Source organism: Paraburkholderia atlantica, from assembly GCF_000092885.1.
In the GTDB taxonomy this organism is placed as follows: Bacteria; Pseudomonadota; Gammaproteobacteria; order Burkholderiales; family Burkholderiaceae; genus Paraburkholderia; species Paraburkholderia atlantica.
This window is the reverse complement of record NC_014118.1, coordinates 2,331,489-2,356,754: the sequence shown is the minus strand read 5'-3', so window position 1 is coordinate 2,356,754 and position 25,266 is coordinate 2,331,489. Positions and strand designations below refer to the sequence as shown.

Here is a 25,266-nt window from a genome sequence, read left to right as displayed (position 1 = left end):
CCATGTGCGCAAACCTGGCAGCTCCCGTGAGCCGTGCGCGCAGCCTGCTTTTCGTGCCCGCCACGAAGCCTGAACGCTTCACCAAGGCGCTCGATTCGGGCGCGGATTGTATTGTCATCGACCTCGAGGACGCCGTGGCGGATAGCCGCAAGGACAGCGCGCGCGCGCAGCTCTTGCATCACCTGCCGCAACTTACGCCCGTGCAACTGACGCGAACAGTAGTCCGCGTGAACGCTGTGGGCACGCCCTGGCACGAAGCCGATATCGCGCTGCTGCGCGCCTGGGCGGGGCAAGGCGTGACGGTGATGTGTCCCAAGGCCGAAGCTGCCGAAGCGCTGCGAGGCGTGGCGCAAAGGCTCGGCGCAGCCGCACGCATCGTCGCATTGATCGAATCGCTGGCGGGCCTCGATGCGGCCGATGCGCTCGCGCACGAGCCGCAAGTCGCGCGCCTCGCCTTCGGTCACCTCGATTTCCAGCTGGACCTGGGGATGCACGCAACCACAGAGGAACCCGAGTTGGCCCTCGCGCGCAACGCGCTCGTGGCAGCGTCGCGCCGCGCGAGGCTGCCCGCGCCTATCGACGGCGTGACCACTGATACCGGCAACGCCGAACGTCTGGCGATCGATGCCCGGCGCGCGCGGGCCTTCGGCTTCGGCGGCAAGCTTTGCATCCACCCGGCCCAGGTGGCCGGCGTAAACGAGACGCTGGGCCATACCAAGGCCGAGCAGGCGTGGGCGCGCCGCGTACTCGAAGAAGCCGCGACGCACGGCGGCGAAGCATTCAGCCTGGACGGCCGCATGGTTGATCTGCCCGTGATTCGCGCGGCGGAAGTGATTGTCGCGGCATGCGAAACGAACGCTACCCGGCGTCCGATCTGAGGCGCTCGAAGTTCGCCATCGTGATGAAAGATGATGACCGGCAAACACCGTTTGGGCCGGTACGGGTCGACCTTAGTGCACGGATGACGCCTCCTGGAGGCGTCAACTAAATGACTTTTGAGGCTATCGCCAGCCAATGATGCAGCGGGCCATCCTAAGGAAAGCTTCGTGAATGAAATCCAGGTGCTCGAAGCGGATGCGCAGACCGGAAGTTGTCAAGCCAGAAGATGGTCCGCTCGACGAGCCAGCAGGTTTTGCCCAGGCCGCTGCCATGAGGCTGGCCGCGCCGTGCGATCTCAGCCGCAATGCTGGCAGCATGCAAAGGGTGTCGGTGTTTATCGTAATCGTTGCCTCAGCCGCACTGGGGGCGCACTGATGTACTGTTCGAGGCTCACCCGCAGGTGCATCGCGAACGGATCGACTTCCGCGCAAACATGCGGCCGCAACCGGGCTGACGGCGCTGTATCCCGGTAGTCATGCCGTGTGGTGCCTTCATGTTGCTCGCCAGATCTACCCGGGCGCAGACGGGACACGCAATGCCGACATAGGTTGGCTACATACAGAAAGTGCCTCGTCGTCTTCGATCCACAGGTCGGTTCAGTGCGAGCCGTGAGCAAGGAGCCCGAAACGAACCGCCCTTCTCCACCGCGCGCGATTGTTGCACCGTGGATCAGATCACGAAACTGTTGAAGGTCCGCGCTGTGGACACCGAGGATATCGTCGATGTCAGGGCCTACTCGTTGCCGACTGTCGCCGCGTCTGCGTCAACTTGATCGACAAGCCGCGTTTGACCTGTGCATTCGTAAATCGGATGACGTGCATCAAGCCCCCGCACGGTCGTTGGACACGAGCGTGCTGAACGCGCCGTCACATCGCGCGGCGTGCCGCCCAAGGTCGCGCGTGCTCCAGTTGTGCAGCGATCCGGAAGATCGTAGCTTCATCGCCGAATCGCGCAAGGAATTGCACTCCAATTGGCAGGCCATCCTGGTCCCAGAAAAGAGGCACGGACGCGGCGGGTACGCCTGTCCGGTTAGCGAGTGGACAAAACGGGTTGAAAGCCCGGCTCAATGGCCGCATGCCGGACCGATCCATGTCCGAAGAAGTTATCGTGCCGACGGGAACTGGCGGCTGAGCGAGCGTAGGCATCAGAATAAGATCCCATTTCGTCTGGAATGCGGCGAGGTCCCTGCTGGCACGATGGGTCGCAGCTACCGCCCGTGCGTAGTCGAAAGCCGAATATTTGTCGGCGGCCTCGTAAAAAGCGCGGACAGCTGGCTCGAGATCATCCGGTCCGGGAGGCCGGCCGAGCGCGGCAGCCCTGGCCTCGATCAGTAGCCGTGTGGAGGCTGCCATAACGACAATGCCACTTCGGTCTATCTCGCCTATGTCCACAGCGGGGCGCATCTCCTCGACGTAATGACCCAGATCGCGGCATAGCGTCGCCGCATCTTGCAGGGCGAGTGCGCACCTTTCGTGCAACTCGATGCCCTGCGGCGGCTCGCTCCATACGGCGATCCTCAGTCTCCCTGGAGCGGCACCCACTTCATCCCTCCAAGGGCGATCCGGCGGCGCAATGCCATAGGGTGCGCCCAGATCCGGGCCTGCTGTTACATCGAGCAATGCGGCACTATCACGCACACTACGCGTCACCGCATGGGCGCTGCCAAAACCGCCGCTCGACTCGCCGCGCTCGGGGCCCATTGGCATCCGACCGCGGCTCGGCTTCAGCCCGAACAGCCCACAACATGACGCAGGAACGCGCGTGGAGCCTCCACTGTCGCTCGCATGCGCGAGCGGCAAGATGCCAGCAGCCACGGCGGAAGCTGCTCCTCCGCTGGACCCTCCCGCTGTCCGACTGAGATTCCAGGGATTGCGCGTAATGCCGTTGGCGCGCGACTCGGTTGCCGGCCCAATGCCCAACTCCGGTGTCGTAGTCTTGCCGAAGATCGCAAAGCCGGCCCTGCGGTAGCGCGCGAACAGTTCGCTGTCGCGCGTTGCGACAACGCCTTGAAAAAATCGGGAGCCATTCCCTGTGACTTCACCTTCGTACTGCATAAATAGATCTTTAAGCGCAAACGGTACACCGCGAAATGGCCCGTCGGGCAATCCAGCCTGGATATCGCGCCGGGCCCGCGCTTCAAACAAGGAAGAGAAAGCATTGACTTTCGGGTTCCGGGCTTCGACCCGAGCGATCGCCGTATCCATCAGATCGTCCGCGCTCACTTCTCCATGCTTGACTAGCTCGGCCAAACCCACCCCGTCGTAAGCGTCATAGTCTTGAAAAATCGCGATCGATACCTCCAGTGGATCAAACCTCGATTGGGACCATTCTTTGATCGACGAGCCTTGGCACAATCGATTCTTAATTCTGCCCGCATCACCGGCACCAGGTAGCGCGGCAGGGCGAAAAGTGTCCGATTCGAGCTGAAAGCCGGGAATCATGGCAGTGAGCGACGCTGGGGTCATCGTCATACTTGCCGGCAAGTACCGCCTCCTTTAGACCGCATGCGCGACTCAGCGCCTGTGACGTGGAAAGCCCGGGGCACACGAGCTGCAAACGCGGCTGCACGGACGCAGACGTTAGCTCCATGCCGTCCCCGCACGGTTCAGGGGTGATTCGCGGCGGCGAACGTTTCGCTGCTTTTCTCATGCATCGAACCGTGGGGTCTCGGTAGTCGTATTGCCATCAGGCACGCGCCGATCACGAGTAGCGCGACCATCACATAGAGTCCCGCGCGCAACGAGCCTGTGGCTGTAGTCGCGAACCCAATAATCGTCGGGCTCAGGAAGCCGCCCAACTGGCCGATGGTGTTGATGAGCGCAATGCCGCCTGCGGCCGCGTCGCCCTTCAGGTAATCGGAGGGAATTGCCCAGAACACGGTGTAGGAGGCAAACATCATCAGCGTGGCAATCGTCATGAAGAGCAGCGAGGTCACCAGGTGGCCGGCCGACGTCGCCGCAATGGCGAGGCTCACACCGCCGGCAAACGATGGCAGCGCGCTGTGCCAGCGACGCTCGCCGCTACGATCGGAGCTGCGGCCCACGACGACCATGCCGGTCACGGCAGCAATAAACGGGATTGTCGAATAGAATCCGATGCGCATCGGGTCGGTCACGCCGTCGGCCCTGAGAATACTGGGTAGCCAGAAGTTGACGGCATAGATGCCGCAGACCACGCAGAAGTAGGCGGCCGCCATCAGGTAAATCCACGGATCGCGGGCAACGCTCGCAAACGAGCGGTGAGTCTTCTCAGCCGGCGCGCGCAGTTGCGTCTGCAACGTCGCGCGCTCTTCGCTTGAGAGCCAGCGCGCTGTCTCGGGACGGTCGGCAAGCACGAACCAAGCGAGGATGCCCAGCACGACGCTCGGCAACCCTTCGATGAGGAACACCCACTGCCATCCCGCTAGGCCAGCCGCGTCGTGCAACGTCGTCATGGCCCACGCCGAGAGCGGCCCGCCAACCACGCCGGAAAGCGGTCCCGCTGTCAGGAAGATAGCGATCGCCCGCGCCATGCGCGCTTCGCCGTACCAGTAAGTGAGGTAGAAAATGATGCCTGGTGCGAAACCCGCTTCGAACACGCCCAGTAAGAAACGCAGCGTATAGAAAGTCGGCACGTTCCGCACGAACATCATCGAGGCGGAGGTGAGGCCCCATAGCACAAGAATGCGCGCCATCGTGCGGCGCACGCCCAGCTTGGGCAGCAAGAGGTTGCTCGGTATCTCAAAGAGGACGTAGCCAAGGAAGAAGATGCCGGCGCCGAGGCCATACACGGCGTCCGAAAGCCCCAAGTCGCTCTGCATCTGAAGTTTCGCGAAGCCAATGTTGAGCCGGTCGAGGGCGGCGAATAAATAGCAGATGAGCAGGAACGGCAGGATCCGCCAGTTCACTCGGCGATACAAGGATTCCAATGCGGCTTCGTGGTTGGCGGCCGGTTGCGTGGAGGTCGTGGACACGGACGGATTCCTGTGATGGGAGCTGTGTGACTCTGCTGCGGCGGAGCATCCGCGACGCACCCAATGTGCTGCCGCCAGGCCTATTCCCGCAGTTCATTTTGAAGCCGATGTGACCGGCACCATCGACAAGTCAATATAGGAGCGTCAAATTCTCCTCGATTGACATTTTGGGTCTGGCTGTTTGCAGTTTGGGACGGACGGTTATCGGGGAAAATACCGAGACGGAAAACGCAATGTCCGACGCAGGTTCATCGGCATCTCCAAAACTGCTTGATGCCCTTTTGCGCAACATCTGGAGATGGGTGTCGGGTTCGCGAGGCCGGTCGCTTTATAGAACGTTGAGCGTCTGATGTACGCCGCGATCGAGCGCAGATGAGATCGCAAACAGGGAACGCGGCATTTCACTACGTACCGTGGTGAGCTACCTAAGCGCTGCACTTCAGGCACAACACCTCGCTCTGCTGGGTAGGCCCGGTACCTATGCAATGGCCGGTGACCCGCAGCAGATTTCCGCTATTGTCGGCAACCGCGCGCACCGCTGGCGGTATACGGTCTCACGCCAAGTTTCGTGAAGGGATAGCCGTCATCCTCCGCGGACTGGCATGTCTGGTCTCGACTTCCGCAGTCCGTTGCAGAACAACCTGAATTACTCCCACTCGATTGTCAACCTGCGGGCTGGACCCGTGTATGGGCGGCCGTTCCGCCGGTTCACATTGCCACGATACCGTCGCCGATACCGAAGAATACTGGCGGCACTTACCACCTCTCTCCGGCCCGCAATGGAGAACCAGTGCCAACTTTGCTCAAAACATCGCGAAGATGGCGCACCTCGACACGATCGGTGGTGACGATACCGTCATCGATACCGTCACGTATTTTCCAACGCTGTCCGATCAAAGCCGACCGATGCCAAAACCTCAATTGGGACAGCCTAATCCAGGTGGAGTTCATACTGATGCCCCTCCCCCTGTACGGGACTGATCGATGTGAGTTCAAGTGCGCCGCGCTGGTCCTGTGACAATGGCCGTGCATCTTTGTGCATCCGCGATGTGAAGAATCGAGATAGATTTTCAAACGTGCAATGAAGCACGCCCTACGCAAGGCGGATTGATCTTCGTGTGACAATGCGCCAGACAGAACGCCTACGTCGACCAATGCCATCCCCGTAAGACTGCATGAACGCACAACGGAGCAGACCGCGCAGCGAATGGCGCCCCCTCGTTTCGACACAATCGGCCGCAGCGCCACTCACGACCTCGTGATTATCGCGCAAAGCCAGAAAACTCTAACGTCGCGCTCGCATTGGGTTGGTCGCTTCGAGTCAGGCACATTCCGCTAAAATGTGCCAGCCCATAACGGAGGCACCGCCTCGCCGAGAAGAGGGACGCGCATGGAACGACAAAGCCCGAAGCGCTATTTGATTGTCGAGGCGACGCCCGACGGTGGCGTGCAAGTGCACGAAATGAAGAAGTGGTGCCGGCTGCACCCCGAGCAAACGCCGCCCGGGATGTCTGCGGCGGCCACCGGCGGCGACAATTCGCAGCGGCTGCGCCGGGGTTTCGAGAAAATGGGGTGGAGCGTAGTCGAAACGCCGACGGAGGTGCGCATCCAGCGCCCGGGCGAAGCGGGCCAGGCTGAAGAGCTCCTGGGCGACATGACCGGCGACGCCGAGGCGCTACCCGAATCCAGTGACGACTCCGAGTCACTCGCCAACACCGTATTTCACTTGGAACGGCAGTTGCAAGAGTTCATCGCCGATAACCTCGAATCGATCCCCGTAAACGGCAAGCGCCTGCACCTCTATTCAGACGGCGTGTCGGGTGGCCGCGAATACCCCACGAGCAGTGGCCGGCGGATCGACATTCTCGCCGTCGACGACGACGGCAATTTCGTCGTCTTCGAATTGAAACGCGGCGAAGCCCCGGACAAAGCCATTGGCCAGATCGCGAGCTATATGGGCTGGGTGTCGCTGAACCTCTCGCGCGGTAAGGCGGTCAGCGGCGTCATCGTCGCGCGCTCGATCAACGAGAGCTTGCGCGAAGCGATCGCCGTCGTGCCGAATGTCTCGCTCTTCGAATATCGACTCCGATTCGACCTCAACGTGATTGGTGCGGCCGAGGCTACCCCGCCCAAGGAATCCGCCGCTCGGGCCGCGCGCTGAACGGCGCTCCCGTCGCCTTTATTGGCCGAGTTGCTCGTGGTCCAATCGGGTTACTCTCGTGCTTCGCCGCCCACCCGGTGCCGTCCGTGATCCGGGTTCGCGTGGTGAGGCCCACCGCCCCGTCGCTTCGGGGGTGTGGCAACGGCGGCAACAACCCGCCTGGTCGTTGGCGGTCTCCGTCGAGATCGCCTTCGCCGCAAGACGACGCTTGCCCGTCATCCTCGGCTTCATCTTGCCGAAGGGTCTGTCTCGGTGGAAACAGGACCAAGCAAAGGTTCGCGTTGGCGTGCTAGTCCGCCCTCGCCGCCGGGGCAGTGGCCCATGCTGAGGCGACGGGCAACGTTCGCCGCAACATGCCAGATCCGATCGCGGTTGTGGTGCTCGGTCGGCCCGCTCGGGACGTGAAGGGTGTTCAGCTCGGGGCATCCCTCCTGAAGGATGCAGTCAATCGCACCAGCGCTGTAGCACGAGATCTCGGTGTGCGCGCAATGCTCGTGCATGCCATTGACACGCACGCGGCAGCGTTTTACGAATCATATGGCTTCCGGCCATCGGCGATTCATCCGCTGACGCTCATGCTTCGACTGGCGTGACCACAGTCTGATGGCATCTACTCGACTCGTCAGAATTACGCCGGATGTTGTCTTCTTGGCCGATGTATCCTTTGGCTTTGCGTGGTTGCTTGCCCGTCGTCCCACACGCGTGCGCTACAGGGCCGCGGGTCGCGCGTCAAACTGTACCCAACCATGCCCCCTGAGGAAAAAGCGGCAAATGATCGCTCCGTCTTTCACGCGCGCACAAAGTTCGATCCGTCGGCGTGATGGTTCTGACGCGTAGACAACCCCGCGAACCACGCACGGACCGTCAGGCCGGGCCATGTCCCGGAGCATCGATCGCAGCGTTCGGGTAAATCGCGGGTAAAAACCAGACATGCCACTCTGCGACCAGCCATTGAGCCACAGCGTGCATAGGTTTCCACGATCCCGAGTTGGCTCTGAACAACAACCATGCAACGAACGCATGTTATGCAGCCGACGCCATCATCGCAGCGCCCTCTTTCTTTTCGCCGCAATACCTTCCCCAGTCCTCCATCATCAGGCGCCGACGCTCGAGCTGGTCGCGACGCCGGTAGCCGCCACTGTCTGTGATGCGATGACATGAGCCAGGGCTTCCTCCGCGAGCGAATCGGGATAGTCCGTACATTCGGCAACCCAGTCGCGGAACGTCGACCGGAATCCGTGTACGGTGATTCCGTGCCGCGACATACGTCTCAGAAGCGTCAGCATCGCCATATTCGACAACGGACGTCCTTCCTTGCAGCCCGGAAACAGATATCCGTATTTTGCCTTCGGCAATGCGTTGCGCACGATCTCGACGGCGCGGTCACACAGCGGTACGCGAAGGGGCCGGCCGCTCTTGGTGCGATCGCCAGGAATTGACCACGTGCGGGCGGCGAGGTCAAACTCCTCGGGCCGCGCAAAACGCACCTCGTTCGTGCGGGTCGCCGTAAGGATCAGCAGATGCAACACACGCGCAGCACGCCGCGGACGTTGTTCAAGCTCGCGGATAAACGCAGGCAAGTCATCCCAGGGTAGTGCCGGATGATGGTTCACTTGCGAACGTTTCTTCGACCGCGGCAACACAAGTTGCAGATGATCAACGTATCGCGCAGGGTTGCTGCCGACCCGATGACCCAGCACCGTCTCTGCGTCGAGAATTGCCTTGATGCGGCCGCGTACACGGCGCGCAGTCTCCGCCTTCTTCGTCCAGATCGGCTGAAGGATGCGTACGATCATCGCGGTATCAATGTCGCGCACCCGGACGTCACCGATCACCGGATACGCGTACGTTTTGAGCGTGTTACCCCACTGCTGAACATGCTTGCGATTTCGCCACTGGGGTTCATGCGCACGGATAAACGCCTCAGTTGCTTCACGAAACGTCACATTGTTATCCGGAGACATGTCAAGCAGTTGCCTTCGCTGCTGCTCACGCCGCGCGAGAATGGGATCAATCAGGTCCCTGACCATGTCACGGTACCCGACGGCCAGTTTCCGCGCCTCGCCCAGAGAGACCCGCGAGAGTGGACCGAGACCCATCTCCCGCATGCGACCGTTCAGTTTGAACCGCAACACCCATGAACGCGCACCGCTGTCCGCGATCTGCATGTAGAGGCCACCGCCATCCGCGTAATGACCCGGCGTCACCTCCTTCGCGACCCGCAGAGCGCTGAGTCGATGCAACGGTCGTCCAGCCATGTTGCCCTCCCTACCCACAAACCCACATCGCTACCCATACTTCGTGAGGAAATTGTGCGGGACGTCAACGGTAGCCGCAAGCACGCCGTTACCCATAAACCGCTTTAAAATCAGCGATCTACAGGACATCAACGGAAGAAGATGCCGGAATGGCCCGGAAGGCCCATGTGGCGGAAGGCAGCAGGAGTCGAACCTACCCGGGAGCGTCTGACGCCCCCAACTGGGTTTGAAGCCCAGCCGCACCACCGGGTACGAATGCCTTCCTACGGTGATCGAATGAAGCGCGACCGACGGAACCGTACGCCCAGTCAGGTCATCAAGACAGATCATCAAAATAGATCGAGCCAGCGGCTATCCGTGCGCACGAGGTGCAGGCCACGGTGGAAGCGAGTATAGCCAACCCGGTCGAAGAATTCCAAAAGCTGGATCGCCCGTTTTCGGCCGAGCCCGGTCGCGTCGCGAAACGGCGCGGCCGCCACGGTGCCGCCGTTCTTGCGCGCCTCCGTCGCCGCGATCGACGCCAGCTCGCGAATCACCTGCTGGTGATAGAACAGGTCATGCACGATCTGGAAAATTTCGCCCTGACGCGCGAGCTTGCGCAGCAACTGACGCACGCGCTCCTCCGGCACACCATGCGCATTCGCGAGCTCGCGAACCCACGGCGGATCGAAACGCCCCGCCTCGATCTCGGGCAGCAGCGTCGCGGCAAGCGCCTGATCGGCGGCGTCGAGCGTCACCGCGTGGCCGGGCAAATGCAGCCATGGTCCGCGTCTGACGAGTTCGCCACGCGCCGCCGCATCGTCGATCAGCGCTCGCCATAGCGTGTCGTCGACCAGTGGCGCCACGATGCGCCGCAAGCGCGACGCGTCGGGGCCGAGTTCGTCAGGCGAGCGATCATGATATTGCGCGAGCGCACTGCTCAGGCGGCCCCCGAGCGCGTGCCATGTCGCCTCGGCGACCAGCAGCGCGTCATGGCCCGGCAGTTCGATCGCGCGGGTCCCGGCGGGCAACGCGACCGCGGCGGCCGGCATCCCAGTGAGGCGCTCCAGCAACGCCCGCGACATGCCGTGCGGCGCGCGCGCCACCAGCGCGTCGAGTGAGCCGGTGTCGAGCAGCGTCTGGATTGCGTCGAGCCAGCCGAAGCGCTCCGGCGAGCGCCGCTTGCGCGCCGGAGCGAACGGATCGAGCACGTGCCCGCCGCCGACCGTGCGATTGGCCTGAGCGTTACGCACGACGAAGCGATCGCCCGGCACCGCGCACAGCGGCCGCTCAAACACGAGTTGCACACGCGCGCGTTGACCGGGCGCAAGCGCATCGCCGTCGAGCAGCGCGACATGCGCAACCTGATGCTGCGTACCGAGATGTACATGCAGCGGCGCCCAATGTTCGAGCGCGTGTGGCGCGTCGGCGAGCAGCGTCAACGCGACGTCGATGCGCTCGCTCGCTTGCGACAGCCGCGCATCGACGATCCAGTCACCGCGCTCGATCGCACTCTTGTCGATGCCCGCCAGATTCAGCGCACAGCGCTGGCCAGCGTGAGCGGCTTCGGCGGGGCGATTCTGCGCGTGGATGCTGCGCACGCGCACCGGCTGCTGTTTCGGTGCGAGCAGCATCGTGTCCCCGACGCTCACGCTGCCCGCCACCACGGTCCCGGTGACGATCGTGCCTTGCCCCGCGAGCGTGAACACGCGATCTACGGCGAGGCGAAACAGCCCGTCGTCGCGCTTCATGCGCCATGCCGCGGCCTGCTCGCGCAAATGCGCGTTCAGTGCGGCGACGCCCGGATCGCCGCCGCGTGTCGCGCTGGTCTCGAACACAGGCGCGTTGCGTAACACGCTGCCAGCGACGAACGCTCTCACTTCATCGCGCACTTCGCGCAGGCGCTCGTCGTCGACGCGATCGATTTTTGTCAACGCGATAGCGCCCCGCCCAATGCCCAATAGTTCGACGATCGCCAGATGTTCGCGTGTTTGCGGCATCACGCCGTCGTCGGCGGCGATCACGAGCAAGGCGAAGTCGATGCCGTTCGCGCCGGCGGTCATCGTATGCACCAGTTTTTCGTGGCCCGGCACGTCGATCAGACCGAGCACGTCCCCGTTGTCGAGCGGCACATACGCGTAGCCGAGTTCGATCGAAATGCCGCGCGCTTTTTCTTCCTTGAGGCGGTCCGTATCGACGCCCGTGAGTGCCTTCACGAGACTCGTTTTGCCGTGGTCGATATGCCCAGCAGTACCGACGATCATGCGTGCCCGTCCTTCAGTTGCTTTGCGGTTGCGCGATGAGCTGAGCGATCAATTGCGCTTCGTCGGCAGCTTCGAGGCAGCGCAGATCGAGCCGCAACGCGTCGTCGGCGATCCGGCCGATCACCGGCCGCGCCATCTCGCGCAACTGCTTTTCCAGCGCGAGCAGATGGCGGCCGCCGCGTTTGCCGTCGCTCATCCGGATCACGAGGCCATAGCTTGGTAGCACCTCGACCGGCAATGCGCCGCTGCCGATCTGGCTGAACATCGGCTCGGCGGCCACCGTGTAGCGCGCATCGATCGCCTGCTGAAGCGCGGGCAGGACACGCTGAGCGGCGCCGTGAATATCCTCGGCGGGCCGCGTGAGGAGCCGTAGCGTGGTCAGCCGGTCGGCCAATTTCTCCGGCGCGCGATACAACCGCAGCACCGGCTCCAGCGCCGCGAGCGTCAGCTTGCCGACCCGCAGTGCGCGCTTTAACGGATGCTTCTTGATCTTCGCGATCAGCTCGCGCCGTCCGACGATCAATCCGGCCTGGGGGCCGCCGAGCAGCTTGTCGCCGCTGAACGTGACGACATCGGCGCCGTCCGCGACCGTCTCGCGCACCGTCGGCTCACGCGGCAAGCCCCATTCGGCGAGATCGACCAGCGTGCCGCTGCCGAGATCGACGGCGACCGCGAGCCCGTGCTCATGCGCGAGCGGTGCGATCTCGTCGATGCCGACTTCCTTCGTGAAGCCGCTGATCGCGTAGTTGCTCGCGTGGACTTTCATCAGCAGTGCAGTGCGCGCGTTGATCGCCTGTTCATAGTCCTTCAGATGCGTGCGGTTCGTCGTGCCGACTTCGCGCAGCTTCGCGCCTGCGCGATTCATGATGTCGGGAATGCGAAACGCGCCGCCGATTTCGACGAGTTCGCCGCGCGACACCACCACTTCCTTTTTCGCGGCGAGCGCGGACAGCGTGAGCAGCACCGCGGCCGCGTTGTTGTTGACGATGGTCGCGGCTTCGGCGCCGGTCAGCTCGCAGATCAGATCGTCGATCAGGTCGTCGCGGTCGCCGCGCTTGCCGGTGGCGAGATCGAACTCGAGGTTGGCGGGTTGCGTGAGCGCAGTCATCACGGCGCGCACCGACTCGTCGGGCAGCAGCGCGCGGCCGAGGTTCGTGTGCAATACGGTGCCGGTCAGATTGAATACGCTGCGCAGCCGCGACGCGTTGCGTGCGAGCAGCGCCGCGGCGACCGTCGCATGCAGTTGCGAGGTATCGAGCGCGCTCACCGCCGGGTCGGCCGCCGCATCGCCCGATTGCGCGCCGATACGCCACGCGTCGAGCGCGTCGCGCAGCGCATTGAGCACCTGAGTGCGGCCGTATTCGCCGATCAGCGGCGCGAATTCCGCCGACGCCATCACCTTGTCCACCGACGGCACGCGCGCCATCAGCGCGCGCAATTCCGAGTTGCTCACATCGCTCACGAGCAATCCTTATGTCGTGTTGAACTTGCGTCCGGTCAGGCCGCCGTCAGGCGGACTCGTCGTCCTCCGCTTCCGTCCCGCCGGCCGTCCGCTCCGGCCACAGCCATGGATGCGGCGACGCGCGCCGGTAACCTTCCGCGCCCATCAGCAGATCGAGCGTGAGGCTCGCGAGGTCGTCCGCGAATGGATCGAACTCGTAGTCCTTCGCCTGGATGCCGATCTTGCGGTAAGTATGGCATTCGTCGCACGACTCCGCCTTTAGCACGGCGTTTTTCGTTTCGGCTTCGCGGGTGGCCGCGTCGGCGTCGGGCGAGCCGGCCACTTGGTACGCAATGCCTTTCGTCGAATCGCAGTTCGAGCATTTGCTGCGGACCATATGCCATTCGGTCGCGCACAGCCCGCATTGCAGATAGCGATAGTTGTCGTACGCGCCGCCGATGCGTAGCGTGCTGGCCACCGGATGCGAGCCGCACACCGGGCACAGGCCCGGCGTGTCGAGGTACGGCACGGCGCGCTTGTCGATGTCGGCGGCGAGGTCGGTCCATACGACTTGCAGCGCGGCCATGATGAACGGCGCGCACGCCGGCTCGACGTCGGCGAAGCGCTGCGCGAAGATTGCGTCGGCCTGCGCTTCGAGCGCGGCGGCGTCGAGCGAGCCCAGCCGCTCGAACACCGCGACGAGTTGCGGCGTCAACGGGCCCGCGGCTTCGATCCTGTCGAGCAGTTGCAGCAGCACGTCTTGCCACGCCGGATCGCGCGCGCCGGACAGCGCCGGAATCAGCGGCATCGAATACTGTTGCGCGCTCGCGATCAGCTCGGGGCTCGGCGGCTGCGCCTTGAAATGCGCGAGCACCGCTTGCTGCGCATCGGCGAGCGCCGCCATCAACCGCAGGTAGCCGGCGATCGGATTGCCGCGCGACGCGAGCTGACGCAGCCGCGCGGCACGCGGTGCGAACACCGCAAGCCGCTCCGGCATGCGGATGCGGGGTATTGCCGAGGGATCGAGCGACTCGATGTCGGCGGCTTCGAGAATGCGTTGGACCAAGGTATCGTCCTCTGAAAACTGAAAAGCCGCCGCCACGTCATCGACGTGGCGCGGCGGCCCGGTGCGCGGGGTGCTGCGTGCGGCGCATTGAAACACGCGCTGGGGCAGCGCCGAATCAGCATACTTTACTTGCCGATGATTTCCCTGAACCAGTTCGGATGATGCTTGCGCGCCCAGCCATAGGTAACGGTGCCGCGCATCATCGCACCTATGGAGCCCTTGACCCACAGCCCCGCATAGATATGCACGATGATGCCGACGATCAGCAAAAACGCCGTCACCGCGTGCACGACCGCGGACAGCCGGATCAGCCCAATCGGGAAGTAGAGCGAAAAGTAGCGTCGCCAGATCACGATGCCGCTCAGCAACAGCAGCAGCATACAGATCACCATCACGAAGAACAGCAGCTTCTGCCCGGCGTTGTACCGGCCGATTGCGGGCAGGCGTTCCTCGCGATTGTTCAGCACGTCGCGGAACTGCTTCATCCACTGGATATCCGCCTGGTCAAGATAGTTGTGATGCCAGAAGCGCAACGCAAGAATCAGGAACGAGATGAACATCACGCAGCCGATGAACGGGTGCAGGATCCGCGTCCACTGTCCGCCGCCAAGCACGACGTACAGAAACGCCATCGCCGGATGGAACAACGCGAGACCGGACAGCGCAAGCAGGATGAAACAGATCGCGGTGATCCAATGATTCGTGCGCTCGTTCGGCGTATAGCGCACGATCAGGCGGTTGCCCTTCACGTCCGTGAAGTCGGAGTGCTCAGAGTGGTTCATTGCCTACCCTCCCGCGAACGGCGTGCTTCTTCGGCTTCCTTGACGGCGGCGGCTTCATCGGCCTCGGTCACCTCGTTCGGGCCGACGCGCGTGTAGTGGAAGAAGCCCGCGAGCGCGGCGATCCCCATGATGGCGAGTCCGATCGGCTTGGCTATGCCCTTCCACAACGTCACCATCGGACTGATGCGCGGATCGTCCGGCAGGCCGTGATACAGCGACGGCCGGTCGGCGTGGTGCAGCACGTACATCACATGGGTGCCGCCGACCTTATCCGGGTTATACAGGCCAGCGTTCTGGAAACCGCGCTCCTTCAGATCGACGATGCGGTCCTCGGCCTGCAGCTTCATGTCCTCCTTGGTGCCGAACATGATCGCGCCGGTCGGGCAGGTCTTCACGCAGGCCGGCTCCTGACCGACCGCGACGCGGTCCGAGCACAGCGTGCACTTGTACACGCGGCGATCCTGCCTCGACATACGCGGTATGTCGAACGGACAGCCGGCGATGCAGAAGCCGCAGCCGATGCAGTTCTCCTGGTGGAAATCCACGATACCGTTCGTGTACTGCACGATCGCGCCCGGCGCCGGACAGGCCTTCAGACAGCCCGGGTCTTCGCAGTGCATGCAGCCGTCCTTGCGGATCAGCCATTCGAGATCGCCGGCGGAGTTCTCATACTCCGCGAAACGCATGACGGTCCACGAATCCGGAGTCAAATCGGGCGGATTGTCGTAGACGCCGACGTTCACGCCGATCTCGTCGCGCAGATCGTTCCACTCCATGCAGGCGGTCTGACAGGCCTTGCAGCCGATGCACTTCGATACGTCGATGAGCTTCGCGACCTGGCCGGTGGCCGGCGCGCGAGCCACCGGCGGCTGCGTGGTCGTGGCCGAGACGCGTCTGATGTCCAGTGATTGCAGTGCCATCTCTTTACCTTATGCCTTTTCGACCTTGACGAGGAACGACTTGGTTTCCGGTGTCTGTGAATTTCCGTCGCCCACCGGCGGCGTCAGCGTATTGACGAGATAGCCCGGCCTTGCGAGCCCGATGAAGCCCCAATGAATCGGCAGCCCGACGGTCTGCACCTTCTTGCCTTCGATCGTCAGCGGTTTGATGCGCTTCGTCACGACCGCGACGGCTATCAGGTGCCCGCGGTTCGAGCTCACCTTGACCCGGTCGCCGGCCACCACGCCGATCTCCTTCGCGAGGTCTTCGCCGATCTCGACGAACTGCTCGGGCTGAATGATCGCGTTCAGCTTCGCGTGCTTCGTCCAGTAGTGGAAATGCTCGGTCAGACGATAGCTGGTCGCGGTATGCGGGAAGTTCTCGTGCGTGCCGAACGTGGCCTTATCGCCCGGGAACACGCGTGCCGCCGGGTTGCTGACGACCAGCTTGTTGTCCGGATGCAGCGGGTTGTAGCCGAGCGGCGTCTCGAACGGTTCATAGTGCTCGGGGAACGGCCCTTCGACCATCGCGTCGCGCGCGAAGAATCGCGCGACGCCTTCCGGATTCATGATGAACGGATTCATGCCGCTGTCGGGCGGCTCGTCGACCTTGAAGTCCGGAATGTCGGCGCCCGACCACGTGCTGCCATTCCACGCGATCAGCTTACGCGTCGGATCGAACGGCTTGCCGTTGAGATCGCACGACGCGCGGTTGTACAGAACCCGCCGGTTCACCGGCCATGCCCACGCCCAGTTCAGCGTGTTGCCGATGCCGGTCGGATCCGAGTTGTCGCGGCGGCCCATCTGGTTGCCCGCCTGGGTCCACGAGCCGCAAAAGATCCAGCAGCCGCTCGAAGTCGAGCCGTCGTCGCGCAGCTGCGCGAAACTCGCAAGTTGCTCGCCTTTCTTCGCGAGCACCTTGGTCGGGTCCTTCGGATCGGTGACGTCCGCGAGCGCCTTGCCGTTGAACTCCTTCGCGATTTCTTCGGGTGTCGGGCTGTCCGGTTTCGCATACGGCCAGCTCATATTCAGGATCGGATCGGGATACTTGCCGCCGTCCTTGCGATAAGCGTCGCGAATCCGCAGCCACAGCCCTGCCATGATCTCGAGGTCGCTCTTCGCTTCGCCCGGGCCGTCCGCGCCCTGCCAGTGCCATTGCAGCACCCGGCTCGAACTGACGAGCGAGCCGCGTTCCTCGGCGAAGCAAGTGGTCGGCAGACGGAACACCTCGGTCTGGATCGATGCGCTGTCGACGTCGTTGAACGGGCCGTGGTTCTTCCAGAACTCCGACGTTTCGGTCGCGAGCGGGTCCATGATCACTAGCCACTTCAGCTTGGCCAGAGCCGGGCCGTTCTTTGACTTGTACGGCGCGGCGGCAAGCGGGTTGAAGCCCTGCGCGATGTAGCCGGTCATCTTGCCCTGACTCATCAGCTCGAAGACCTGCAACAGGTCGTAGGACTTGTCGAGCTTCGGCAGATAGTCGAAAGCGAAGTTGTTCTCGGCGGTGGCCTTGTCACCCCACCATGACTTCATGAAGCTCACGTGGAACGCGCGATAGTTGCGCCAGTAGCTCAGCTGGTTCGGCCGCAGCGGCTGCGAGGCGCGCTTCGCGATGTAGGCGTCGAAGTCCTGCTCCGCTTCCATCGGCAGCGTCATGTAGCCCGGCAGCAGGTTCGACATCAGGCCTAGATCCGTCAGGCCCTGGATGTTCGAGTGACCGCGCAGCGCATTCATGCCGCCACCGGCGATGCCGATGTTGCCGAGCAGCAACTGCACCATCGCGCCGGTGCGGATCATCTGAGAGCCGATCGAATGCTGCGTCCAGCCAAGCGCGTACATGATCGTGGCCGCGCGTCCCGGAACCGACGTCGACGCGAGCATCTCGCACACGTGCAGAAATTTGTCCTTCGGCGTGCCGCAAATTTTTTCGACCTGTTCGGGCGTGTAGCGCGAGTAATGCTTTTTCATCAGCTGATAGACGCAGCGCGGGTCCTGCAGCGTCGGGTCGACCTTCGCGAAGCCGTCGTCACCGCGCTCGTAGTCCCACGTGGTCTTGTCGTAGTTGCGCTTGTCGGCGTTGTAGCCGGAGAACAGGCCGTCGTTGAACGCAAAGTCTTCACGGACGATAAACGACACGTCCGTGTAGTTCTTCACGTACTCGTGCTGGATCTTGTCGTTCGTCAGCAGATAGTTGATCACCCCGCCGAGGAACGCGATGTCCGTGCCAGTGCGGATCGGCGCGTAGTAGTCCGCGACCGACGCCGTGCGATTAAAGCGGGGGTCGACCACGATCAGGCGCGCCTTGCGGTGCGCCTTGGCTTCGGTGACCCATTTGAAACCGCATGGGTGGGCCTCGGCCGCATTGCCGCCCATCACGAGAATCAAGTCCGCGTTTCTGATGTCGACCCAATGGTTCGTCATCGCTCCACGGCCAAACGTCGGGGCAAGACCTGCCACCGTCGGGCCATGTCAGACACGCGCCTGATTGTCGAATCCGAGCATGCCAAGACTGCGAGCAGTCTTGTGCGTCAGGTAACCCACCTCGTTGCTGCTGGCCGACGCCGCGAGCATCCCGGTAGTCAGCCAGCGGTTGACCTTCTTGCCGTCGGCGGTCGTCTCGACGAAGTTCGCGTCGCGGTCTTCCTTCATCAGCTTCGCGATGCGGTCTAGCGCGTCTTCCCACGAGATGCGCTTCCACTCGTTCGCCCCGGCCGCGCGGTACTCGGGATAGCGCAGACGGCTAGGGCTATGGATGAAGTCGATCAGGCTCGCGCCCTTCGGGCACAGCGTGCCGCGGTTGACCGGGTGGTCGGGGTCGCCCTCGATGTGGAAGATGCTCGTCTTCACGTTCTTGGCTTCGTCGCCAAGGCCGTACATGAGGACGCCGCAGCCCACCGAGCAGTACGGGCAGGTGTTGCGGGTTTCGGTAGCACGCGACAATTTGTACTGACGGACTTCGGCCAGCGCGGGTGTCGGCGAGAAGCCCATCAGGGCTAGGCTCGATCCGGCGAGCGAGGTGGCAGAAACCTTCAGGAATTGTCGCCGAGTCATTTGCGTCATTGCATGGCCTCGGCTCTTTTGGGGACAAAATTGATTATAGATGCCGTTTTGCGACATGCAGCGCGATCGTAGTGCATTCGCCACCCGGGTAAATAAGACATGCGAAAGTCACTTGAATGAACGGCGCCCCTCGTCTGCACGATTTATTCCCGGTGCCGGGCACCGTTCATGCTGAACCCGCGAATGGTGGATTCCATTGACCTTCTCGAAGGATTATTGCGCTCCTATGAACTACTCTACTTACTCCCGACGCGCGGCAACCGGCGCAGCCTCACTTGCGCTTCTCGGCGCCGCACTGCTGTCCACGAACTCCCCCAGTCTTGCGCAGATTCCCAAGCCGGACGGCTCTTCGCACATGGAAAGCCGCTCGTCCGGGACGGGTTCGACGCCCGATCCGGCCGCATCGGCAGTTCATGAATCGCACAGACCTCAGTCGAAAGACAGCGGACAAGGCAACGCGCGCGGCAAAACCGCCGGTCAGGGACAAAAAGCCGAGGGCGCCGGCGGATTTAACAATGGCATGTATGGGACCGGCGCGGGCAGCAATAAATAAGGCTTTGCAATCGCGCGGTAATTGGTTTGCTAATTGTCGACGGCGATCAATTCGCGGGGCGGTGTGAAATTTCGTTAGCGCGCGAAGAAATTGGTTTCATCGCGCACCTGCCGTTTGCATTTGCTTCGCGATTGGTATCTTTTTACGCAGGTGTTTATCGTTGGGATATACGGTTTCGGCATAAAGCCGGTTTGCGGCCCGGGTCGACGCTGCACAGTGTGAAAACTACCCTCATAATGCGGTCATTCGACGAAACCGAACTCCCGCCTCCATGACCCAAGTCCAAGCAAGCCAGTCGCCCCGTCTAACGAGCCTGTCGCACGGCGGCGGCTGCGGCTGCAAGATCGCGCCGGGCCTGCTCGCCGATCTGCTCAAGCGCAGCGCGCCGCTGCCGTTTTTCCCCGACCTGCTGGTCGGCAACGACACCGCCGACGACGCCGCCGTCTACAAGCTCAACGAGGACCAGGCGATCGTCGCGACCACCGATTTCTTCATGCCGATCGTCGACGATCCGTTCGACTTCGGCCGCATCGCCGCGACCAACGCGATCTCCGACGTCTACGCGATGGGCGGCAAGCCGATCATGGCGCTGGCGATCGTCGGCATGCCGATCAACGTGCTGCCGCACGACGTGATCGCGGCCGTGCTGAAAGGCGGCGAATCGGTCTGCGCGGAAGCGGGCATCCCGCTCGCGGGCGGCCATTCGATCGATTCGGTCGAGCCGATTTACGGCCTCGTCGCGCTGGGCATCGTCGACCCGAAACGCGTCAAGCGCAACGCGGGCGGTCAGGCCGGCGACGTGCTGATCCTCGGCAAGCCGCTCGGCGTCGGCATTCTGTCCGCGGCACTGAAGAAAGACCGGCTCGACGAGGCCGGCTACGCGGCCATGATCGGCGCGACCACCAAGCTGAACCGGCCGGGCGCCGAGTTGGCGCGGCTCGACGGCGTGCATGCGTTGACCGACATCACCGGCTTCGGCCTGCTCGGCCACACGCTGGAACTCGCGCGCGGCTCGAAGCTGACCGCGCGCGTGCGCTATGCAGACCTGCCGTGGCTACCGAACGTCGCGAGCCTCGCGGAAGCCGGCATCTTCACCGGCGCATCGGGCCGCAACTGGGACGCCTATGGCCACGACGTAGTGCTGCCCGCCGCGTTGCCGTCCGCCGGCCGTGCATTGTTGACCGATCCGCAGACGTCGGGCGGGCTGCTGGTGTCATGCGCGCCCGAAGCGGTCGACGAGGTGCTCGCGCTGTTCCGCGCCGATGGCTTCGCCGACGCGCGGGTGATCGGCGAGCTGGTGAGCGGGGAAGCGCGAGTCGAGGTCATCTGAAGCGGACGGCTGAGGGACGCGTCACTGGAGAATGCCGGAACGCACGCATAACCGGCCCGAACGAGCCGCGCATGCGATAATTTCGGTCTTCCCGCGGTCCGTTTTGTCCCTACTCCCTTGAAAAGTCTTCTAGTCAGCCTCGATAAAGCCGGCGATTTCGATGAAATCGTCGACGTTCGCACGCCGCTCGAGTTCGAGGAAGACCATATTCCGGGCGCGACCAACGCGCCAGTGCTGAGCAACGAGGAACGCGTGCTGGTCGGGACGACCTACAAGCAGGTGTCGCCGTTCGAGGGCACGCGGGTCGGTGCGGCGTTAGTCGCGCGCAACATCGCGCATCATCTGGAAACCACGTTCGCCGACCGGCCGCGCAACTGGCGCCCGCTGATCTACTGCTGGCGCGGCGGCAAGCGCTCGGGCTCCGTCACGACGCTGTTCAACATGATCGGCTGGTCGGCGCGGCAACTCGAGGGCGGCTACAAAAGCTACCGGCGCGCCACGCTGGAGAGGCTCGAAACCCTGCCGCGCCGTTTCAGCTATATCGCGCTCGTCGGCCCGACCGGCAGCGGCAAGACGCGGCTGCTGTCGGCGCTGCATGAGGCCGGCGCGCAAACGCTCGACCTCGAGGCGCTCGCCTCGCATCGCGGCTCGCTGCTCGGCGCGTACACCGGCGTGCCGCAGCCGTCGCAAAAGCGTTTCGACACGCTGCTCGTCACCGCGCTGCAAGACTTCGACGTGAGCCGGCCGGTGTTCGTCGAGGCGGAAAGCAGGCGCATCGGCTCCGTCACACTGCCGCTCGCGCTGCTCGAAACGTTTCATCGCGGCGCGTGCGTCGAGGTGCGTTCGAGCCGCGACGATCGCGCGGCGTTTCTGCTGCAGGATTACGCGCATCTGTTCGAGCATGCCGACTACTTCAAGGGACAGCTGGAACGCCTGATCGGCCTGCACAGCCGCGAGCGGGTCACGGGCTGGCAGCGGTTCGTCGACGACAATCGGCGCGCCGAGCTCGCGCACGAACTGATCGAACTTCACTACGATCCCGCCTACGCGCGCAGTAGCGGCCAGCATTTCGATCAGCTGCCGAACGCGCTGCAACTCGATTTCCGCCCGAACGACGCCGATGTCGTCGAGCAGGCGAAAACGCTGCTCGCGCAGCTCGATACCCGTACGCTAGTCGTCGGTTGACTCACAACGACATTTAACAACCATCATGCAATCAACCCTTCGGCAACCCCGCGTGACGCTTGGCTGGATCGTATTCCTGCTGATCGCCGTCGTCGGCCTCTTCTATGTGAAGTGGTTTCCGTACTACAACCGCGCGTTCGTCGCCGCGAGCCAGCATTCGATCGGCAAGTCGATCCTGATGGGCACGTCCGCGAGCGCGCCGGCGGCATCATGGCAGGCCGCGATCGACTTCGCGCTCGCGTACGGCAAGGCGATCTGGCAGGCGATGGTGCTCGGCCTTCTGCTCGGCTCCGCCGTGCAGGCGCTGATTCCGCCGCAGTGGGTCGCGCGCGCGCTCGGTCGTGCCGACTTCAACAGCGTCGTCAAAGGCGGCCTGATGTCGTTGCCTGGCATGATGTGCACCTGCTGCGCGGCGCCGGTCGTCGCGGGCCTGCGTGCGCGCGAAGCGGCGCCGGGCGCGGCGATTGCTTTTTGGCTCGGGAATACCGCGCTGAATCCCGCGACGCTGATCTTCATGGGCTTCGTGCTCGGCTGGCAGTGGATGGGCCTGCGCCTCGCGCTCGGCATCGTGATGGTGTTCGGCCTCGGCTACCTCGTGAACCGCATGGTCACGCCGCAGGAAGCGCAAGCGTCGCGAGAGGCCGTCGCGCAACTGGTCAGCGCCGACGATCCGGGCACCGCGTTCTCGCGCTGGATCTGGATTCTCGGGCGCATGACGCTGCGGCTCGTGCCGGAATACATCGTGCTCGTGCTGATTCTCGGCGCGGCGCGCGCGTGGCTGTTTCCGCACATCGGCCCGGACGTCGACAACAGCCTGCTGTGGATCATCGCGCTGTCGATCGCCGGCACGCTGTTCGTGATTCCGACCGCGGGCGAAGTGCCGATCATTCAGGCGATGCTGTCGTTCGGTATGGCCGCTGGACCCGCCGGCGCGCTGCTGATGACGCTGCCGCTCGTCAGCGTACCGTCACTCGCGATGCTCGCGCGGTCGTTTCCGCGGCGCGTGCTGACAGTGGTGGCCTGCGCGGTGGTGGTGTGCGGTGTCGCCAGTGGTTTGCTGGCCGTTGCGCTGGGCTTCTGAGCCGGTTTTTGAGTTCGAGTTGTAGAAGAAGCAAGCATGAAACGTATTGCCGCATTCGCCATCACGTGTTGGTCCGCCGCCGGGCTGCTGTACGTTGGACAGCACTCGGTGGCGCTGATCGCGCTGAGCGGCGTCGTTGCTTTCGCAGGATTCGATCTGCTGCGGCCTTGAGGGCGGCGTTGTTTTTCTCGTCCGCGAAGGCGCGCGTTGCCGTTGCGTTCGCAGCAACGTTCGGGTTCGCCCGCGCCTAACCGCGCAGCGCGTCGCGAATCGCTGCGTGCCACAACGCCACCGCATGCGCGCCGGGGTCCACATGACCGATCGCGCGGTCGCCGACATAACTCGAACGCCCGCGGCGCGGATGCATCGATACGGTACGCGACGTGCCATCGCTTGCCGCGGCGATGGCGGCTTGCAATGCGGCATCCGTCGACGCTCCCTGAGCGAGTGCGTCGGACAGCGCGTCGGCGGCGGGCTTCAGCGCATCGACCATCGTGCGATCGCCCGGCGTCGCGCCCCCCAGTTCCATCAATCCATCCACACCGGCGCTGAACGCCGTCGCCCATTGCCGTGCGGCAGTCCCGCCCGACGGTTCGAGCGCGGCCGCCGCGCGCAGCAGCATCACCGCATATAGCGGACCCGACGTACCGCCCACCACGCGCCGCAGCGTCGCCGAGATGCTGCGCAACACCGCGCCCGGCGTGGCTGCGGACGCATAGGAATCGAGTTCGAGCTGCACCGCGCGTGCGCCACGCGCGAGGCTGATGCCGAGGTCGCCGTCGCCGACGCGCTGGTCCATTTCGGTCAATACCGGCTCGGCTGACAGCAGGCACTCGCAGACCGCTTCGATCGCGCGACGCAGCGTCGCGTCAGGCGCGAGCGTCGCGCCGCTCGCGCGTGGCGGCGCGGGTGGTGCGGCACGCACCGCGACCTGGGCGACACGGCCGCTCAGCGCGGGCCATGCGCTCGTATGCGAGGTGGCGTCGAGCAGGCTCAGCCGTTCGTCATCCACTCGCAGCAGCGTCAGCGACACGCCGGCCATCTCGAGCGCGCTCAGGAACGTGCCGGCCCACGCGCGCGCGACTTCGATGCCGCGCCCGGCGAGCTCGCGCAGCGCGGCGCCGGCAACCACGTTGAGCTCGCTCGATGGGGTGCCGCCAAGGTTGTTGACGAGCAGCGCGACGCGCTCGCCCGCTTGCAACGCTAGATCGCCGACGATCTTTGCCAGCAGCTTGCCGACCATCGCGTCGGCCGGCTCCAGCGTGCCGCGCGCCACGCCGGGTTCACCATGAATGCCGAGGCCCCATTCGATTTCGCGATCGCCCAGTTCGAAGCCCGGCTTGCCCGCGGCCGGCACCGTGCACGGCGTCAGCGCGACGCCCATCGTGCCGAGCGACAGTGCCGCTTCTTTAGCGATCCGCGCGACTTCGGCCAACGGCAAACCGCGCGCGGCCGCCGCGCCCGCGATCTTGTGAACCAGCACCGTGCCCGCGAGTCCGCGACGACCCGCGTGATCGCCGCTCGCGCTCAGCGCGACGTCGTCGGCGACGATCATCATCTCGACGGGGATGCCCTCGGCGCGCGCGATTTCGGCAGCGAGGCCGAAGTTGAAGCGGTCGCCCGTGTAATTCTTGACGATCAGCAACGCGCCTGCGGGTCCGGCCACCGCTCGGATTGCGTCGAGCACGGCATCGGTGGATGGCGATGTGAAGATCTCGCCGGCCACCGCCGCGCTCAGCATGCCGTGGCCGACGTAGCCGCCGTGCGCGGGCTCGTGGCCCGAGCCGCCGCCCGAGATCGGCGCGACCTCGCCACGCGCGGCCACGGCCTCGGCATCGGCGCGCAACACGATCGTGCCGCCCTGCAACAGCGAGAGTTGGGGATTGAGCGCGATGAGCCCTTCGAGCATGTCGGGGACCACGGTGGACACATCGTTGATGAGCTTCTTCATTGCGTCAGCTCCGTTGGATGCGCCGGCAGCGCATGATCGAACGATGCGATGGAAACGGCAGTCGGGTCGGCGGCGAAAGCGGAAGGTCTACTGTACCGCGCATTGTCGAACGGCGACGCAACAGCGACAGAGCGCGTGAATGTGCGCGAGCTTCGAGCCACAAGCGGACAACGACAACGAAGGGGATGTGATGCCGAACGGCGAAACTGCGGGAACGACGGAATGGATTTGGCGGGACCGTAGACGAAAGCGGAACCGCTTTCGTCTACGTCACCGATGCGTTGGTAGGCTCGATTGGATTCGAACCAACGACCCCCACCATGTCAAGGTGGTGCTCTAACCAACTGAGCTACGAGCCTTTAGAGGCGCGAATTATAGAGACTCGA

General features: G+C 63.8%; 17 protein-coding genes, 2 tRNA genes and 2 pseudogenes. 8 read left to right on the top strand and 13 right to left on the bottom strand.

All coding sequences use genetic code 11. From position 1 onward, the window contains the following. The first annotated feature begins 2 nt into the window (after window positions 1–2). Complete coding sequence (locus BC1002_RS26570; protein ID WP_013093084.1) at window positions 3–878, top strand: HpcH/HpaI aldolase/citrate lyase family protein; 876 nt, start codon at window positions 3–5, stop codon at window positions 876–878. Window positions 879–1,001: 123 nt separating this feature from the next. Here BC1002_RS26570 and BC1002_RS38520 read toward each other — a convergent pair. The 3 genes and pseudogenes from BC1002_RS38520 to BC1002_RS26560 form a co-directional block, all read right to left on the bottom strand. Continuing rightward, a pseudogene (locus BC1002_RS38520) lies at window positions 1,002–1,230 on the bottom strand (IS5/IS1182 family transposase); the annotation flags it as partial. A gap of 515 nt (window positions 1,231–1,745) precedes the next feature. Beyond that, window positions 1,746–3,350 carry an amidase gene (locus tag BC1002_RS26565; RefSeq protein WP_238537971.1) on the bottom strand — a complete coding sequence of 535 codons (1,605 nt, stop codon included), beginning with the start codon at window positions 3,348–3,350 and terminating at the stop codon, window positions 1,746–1,748. Between the two features lie 134 nt (window positions 3,351–3,484). Beyond that, window positions 3,485–4,831 carry an MFS transporter gene (locus tag BC1002_RS26560; RefSeq protein ID WP_013093082.1) on the bottom strand — a complete coding sequence of 449 codons (1,347 nt, stop codon included), beginning with the start codon at window positions 4,829–4,831 and terminating at the stop codon, window positions 3,485–3,487. A 687-nt stretch (window positions 4,832–5,518) separates the two neighbouring features. Here BC1002_RS26560 and BC1002_RS37955 point away from each other — a divergent pair. Then, complete coding sequence (locus BC1002_RS37955; protein ID WP_157874757.1) at window positions 5,519–5,812, top strand: hypothetical protein; 294 nt, start codon at window positions 5,519–5,521, stop codon at window positions 5,810–5,812. Window positions 5,813–6,221: 409 nt separating this feature from the next. Further along, window positions 6,222–6,992, top strand: coding sequence for an endonuclease NucS domain-containing protein (locus BC1002_RS26555; RefSeq protein ID WP_013093081.1), 771 nt, complete (start codon window positions 6,222–6,224; stop codon window positions 6,990–6,992). A 1,023-nt stretch (window positions 6,993–8,015) separates the two neighbouring features. On the opposite strand, the pseudogene BC1002_RS26545 reads toward BC1002_RS26555, so the two are convergent. From BC1002_RS26545 to fdnG, 8 genes and pseudogenes are all read right to left on the bottom strand, one after another. After that, a pseudogene (locus tag BC1002_RS26545) lies at window positions 8,016–9,250 on the bottom strand (tyrosine-type recombinase/integrase). 168 nt (window positions 9,251–9,418) lie between these two features. Continuing rightward, window positions 9,419–9,514, bottom strand: a tRNA-Sec gene (locus BC1002_RS26540). Between the two features lie 65 nt (window positions 9,515–9,579). Beyond that, complete coding sequence (selB, locus tag BC1002_RS26535) at window positions 9,580–11,493, bottom strand: selenocysteine-specific translation elongation factor (RefSeq protein WP_013093079.1); 1,914 nt, start codon at window positions 11,491–11,493, stop codon at window positions 9,580–9,582. A 13-nt stretch (window positions 11,494–11,506) separates the two neighbouring features. Continuing rightward, window positions 11,507–12,955, bottom strand: coding sequence for an L-seryl-tRNA(Sec) selenium transferase (gene selA / locus BC1002_RS26530; protein WP_013093078.1), 1,449 nt, complete (start codon window positions 12,953–12,955; stop codon window positions 11,507–11,509). Between the two features lie 46 nt (window positions 12,956–13,001). Then, window positions 13,002–14,000: a formate dehydrogenase accessory protein FdhE gene (gene fdhE, locus BC1002_RS26525; RefSeq protein ID WP_013093077.1), complete on the bottom strand. Its 999-nt coding sequence runs from the start codon at window positions 13,998–14,000 to the stop codon at window positions 13,002–13,004. Window positions 14,001–14,125: 125 nt separating this feature from the next. Next, a complete protein-coding gene (locus BC1002_RS26520) occupies window positions 14,126–14,782 on the bottom strand; it encodes a formate dehydrogenase subunit gamma (RefSeq protein WP_013093076.1) in 657 nt (218 codons plus the stop codon). After that, the gene (gene fdxH, locus BC1002_RS26515; RefSeq protein WP_013093075.1) at window positions 14,779–15,702 is read right to left on the bottom strand and encodes a formate dehydrogenase subunit beta; all 924 of its coding nucleotides are present in this window, start codon (window positions 15,700–15,702) and stop codon (window positions 14,779–14,781) included. Before fdxH ends, BC1002_RS26520 begins: the two co-directional genes overlap by 4 nt. 9 nt (window positions 15,703–15,711) lie before the next feature. Next, window positions 15,712–18,780, bottom strand: a complete 3,069-nt coding sequence (gene fdnG / locus BC1002_RS26510; protein ID WP_157874756.1) for a formate dehydrogenase-N subunit alpha — start codon at window positions 18,778–18,780, stop codon at window positions 15,712–15,714. Window positions 18,781–19,006: 226 nt separating this feature from the next. Here fdnG and BC1002_RS26500 point away from each other — a divergent pair, with 226 nt between their 5' ends. From BC1002_RS26500 to BC1002_RS39425, 5 genes are all read left to right on the top strand, one after another. Then, a complete protein-coding gene (locus BC1002_RS26500) occupies window positions 19,007–19,333 on the top strand; it encodes a hypothetical protein (RefSeq protein ID WP_041735235.1) in 327 nt (108 codons plus the stop codon). A gap of 271 nt (window positions 19,334–19,604) precedes the next feature. Then, window positions 19,605–20,663: a selenide, water dikinase SelD gene (gene selD / locus BC1002_RS26495; protein ID WP_013093071.1), complete on the top strand. Its 1,059-nt coding sequence runs from the start codon at window positions 19,605–19,607 to the stop codon at window positions 20,661–20,663. 117 nt (window positions 20,664–20,780) lie between these two features. Then, complete coding sequence (gene mnmH / locus BC1002_RS26490; protein WP_013093070.1) at window positions 20,781–21,848, top strand: tRNA 2-selenouridine(34) synthase MnmH; 1,068 nt, start codon at window positions 20,781–20,783, stop codon at window positions 21,846–21,848. 25 nt (window positions 21,849–21,873) lie between these two features. Further along, entirely contained in the window at window positions 21,874–22,929 is a 1,056-nt protein-coding gene (locus BC1002_RS26485) for a permease (RefSeq protein WP_013093069.1), read from the top strand. Window positions 22,930–22,965: 36 nt separating this feature from the next. Then, window positions 22,966–23,100: a hypothetical protein gene (locus BC1002_RS39425; RefSeq protein WP_013093068.1), complete on the top strand. Its 135-nt coding sequence runs from the start codon at window positions 22,966–22,968 to the stop codon at window positions 23,098–23,100. 76 nt (window positions 23,101–23,176) lie between these two features. On the opposite strand, the gene dhaL is transcribed toward BC1002_RS39425, so the two are convergent. Continuing rightward, window positions 23,177–24,880 carry a dihydroxyacetone kinase subunit DhaL gene (dhaL, locus tag BC1002_RS26475; RefSeq protein WP_013093067.1) on the bottom strand — a complete coding sequence of 568 codons (1,704 nt, stop codon included), beginning with the start codon at window positions 24,878–24,880 and terminating at the stop codon, window positions 23,177–23,179. A 282-nt stretch (window positions 24,881–25,162) separates the two neighbouring features. After that, a tRNA-Val gene (locus BC1002_RS26470) sits at window positions 25,163–25,239 on the bottom strand. Between the last annotated feature and the right edge of the window lie 27 nt (window positions 25,240–25,266).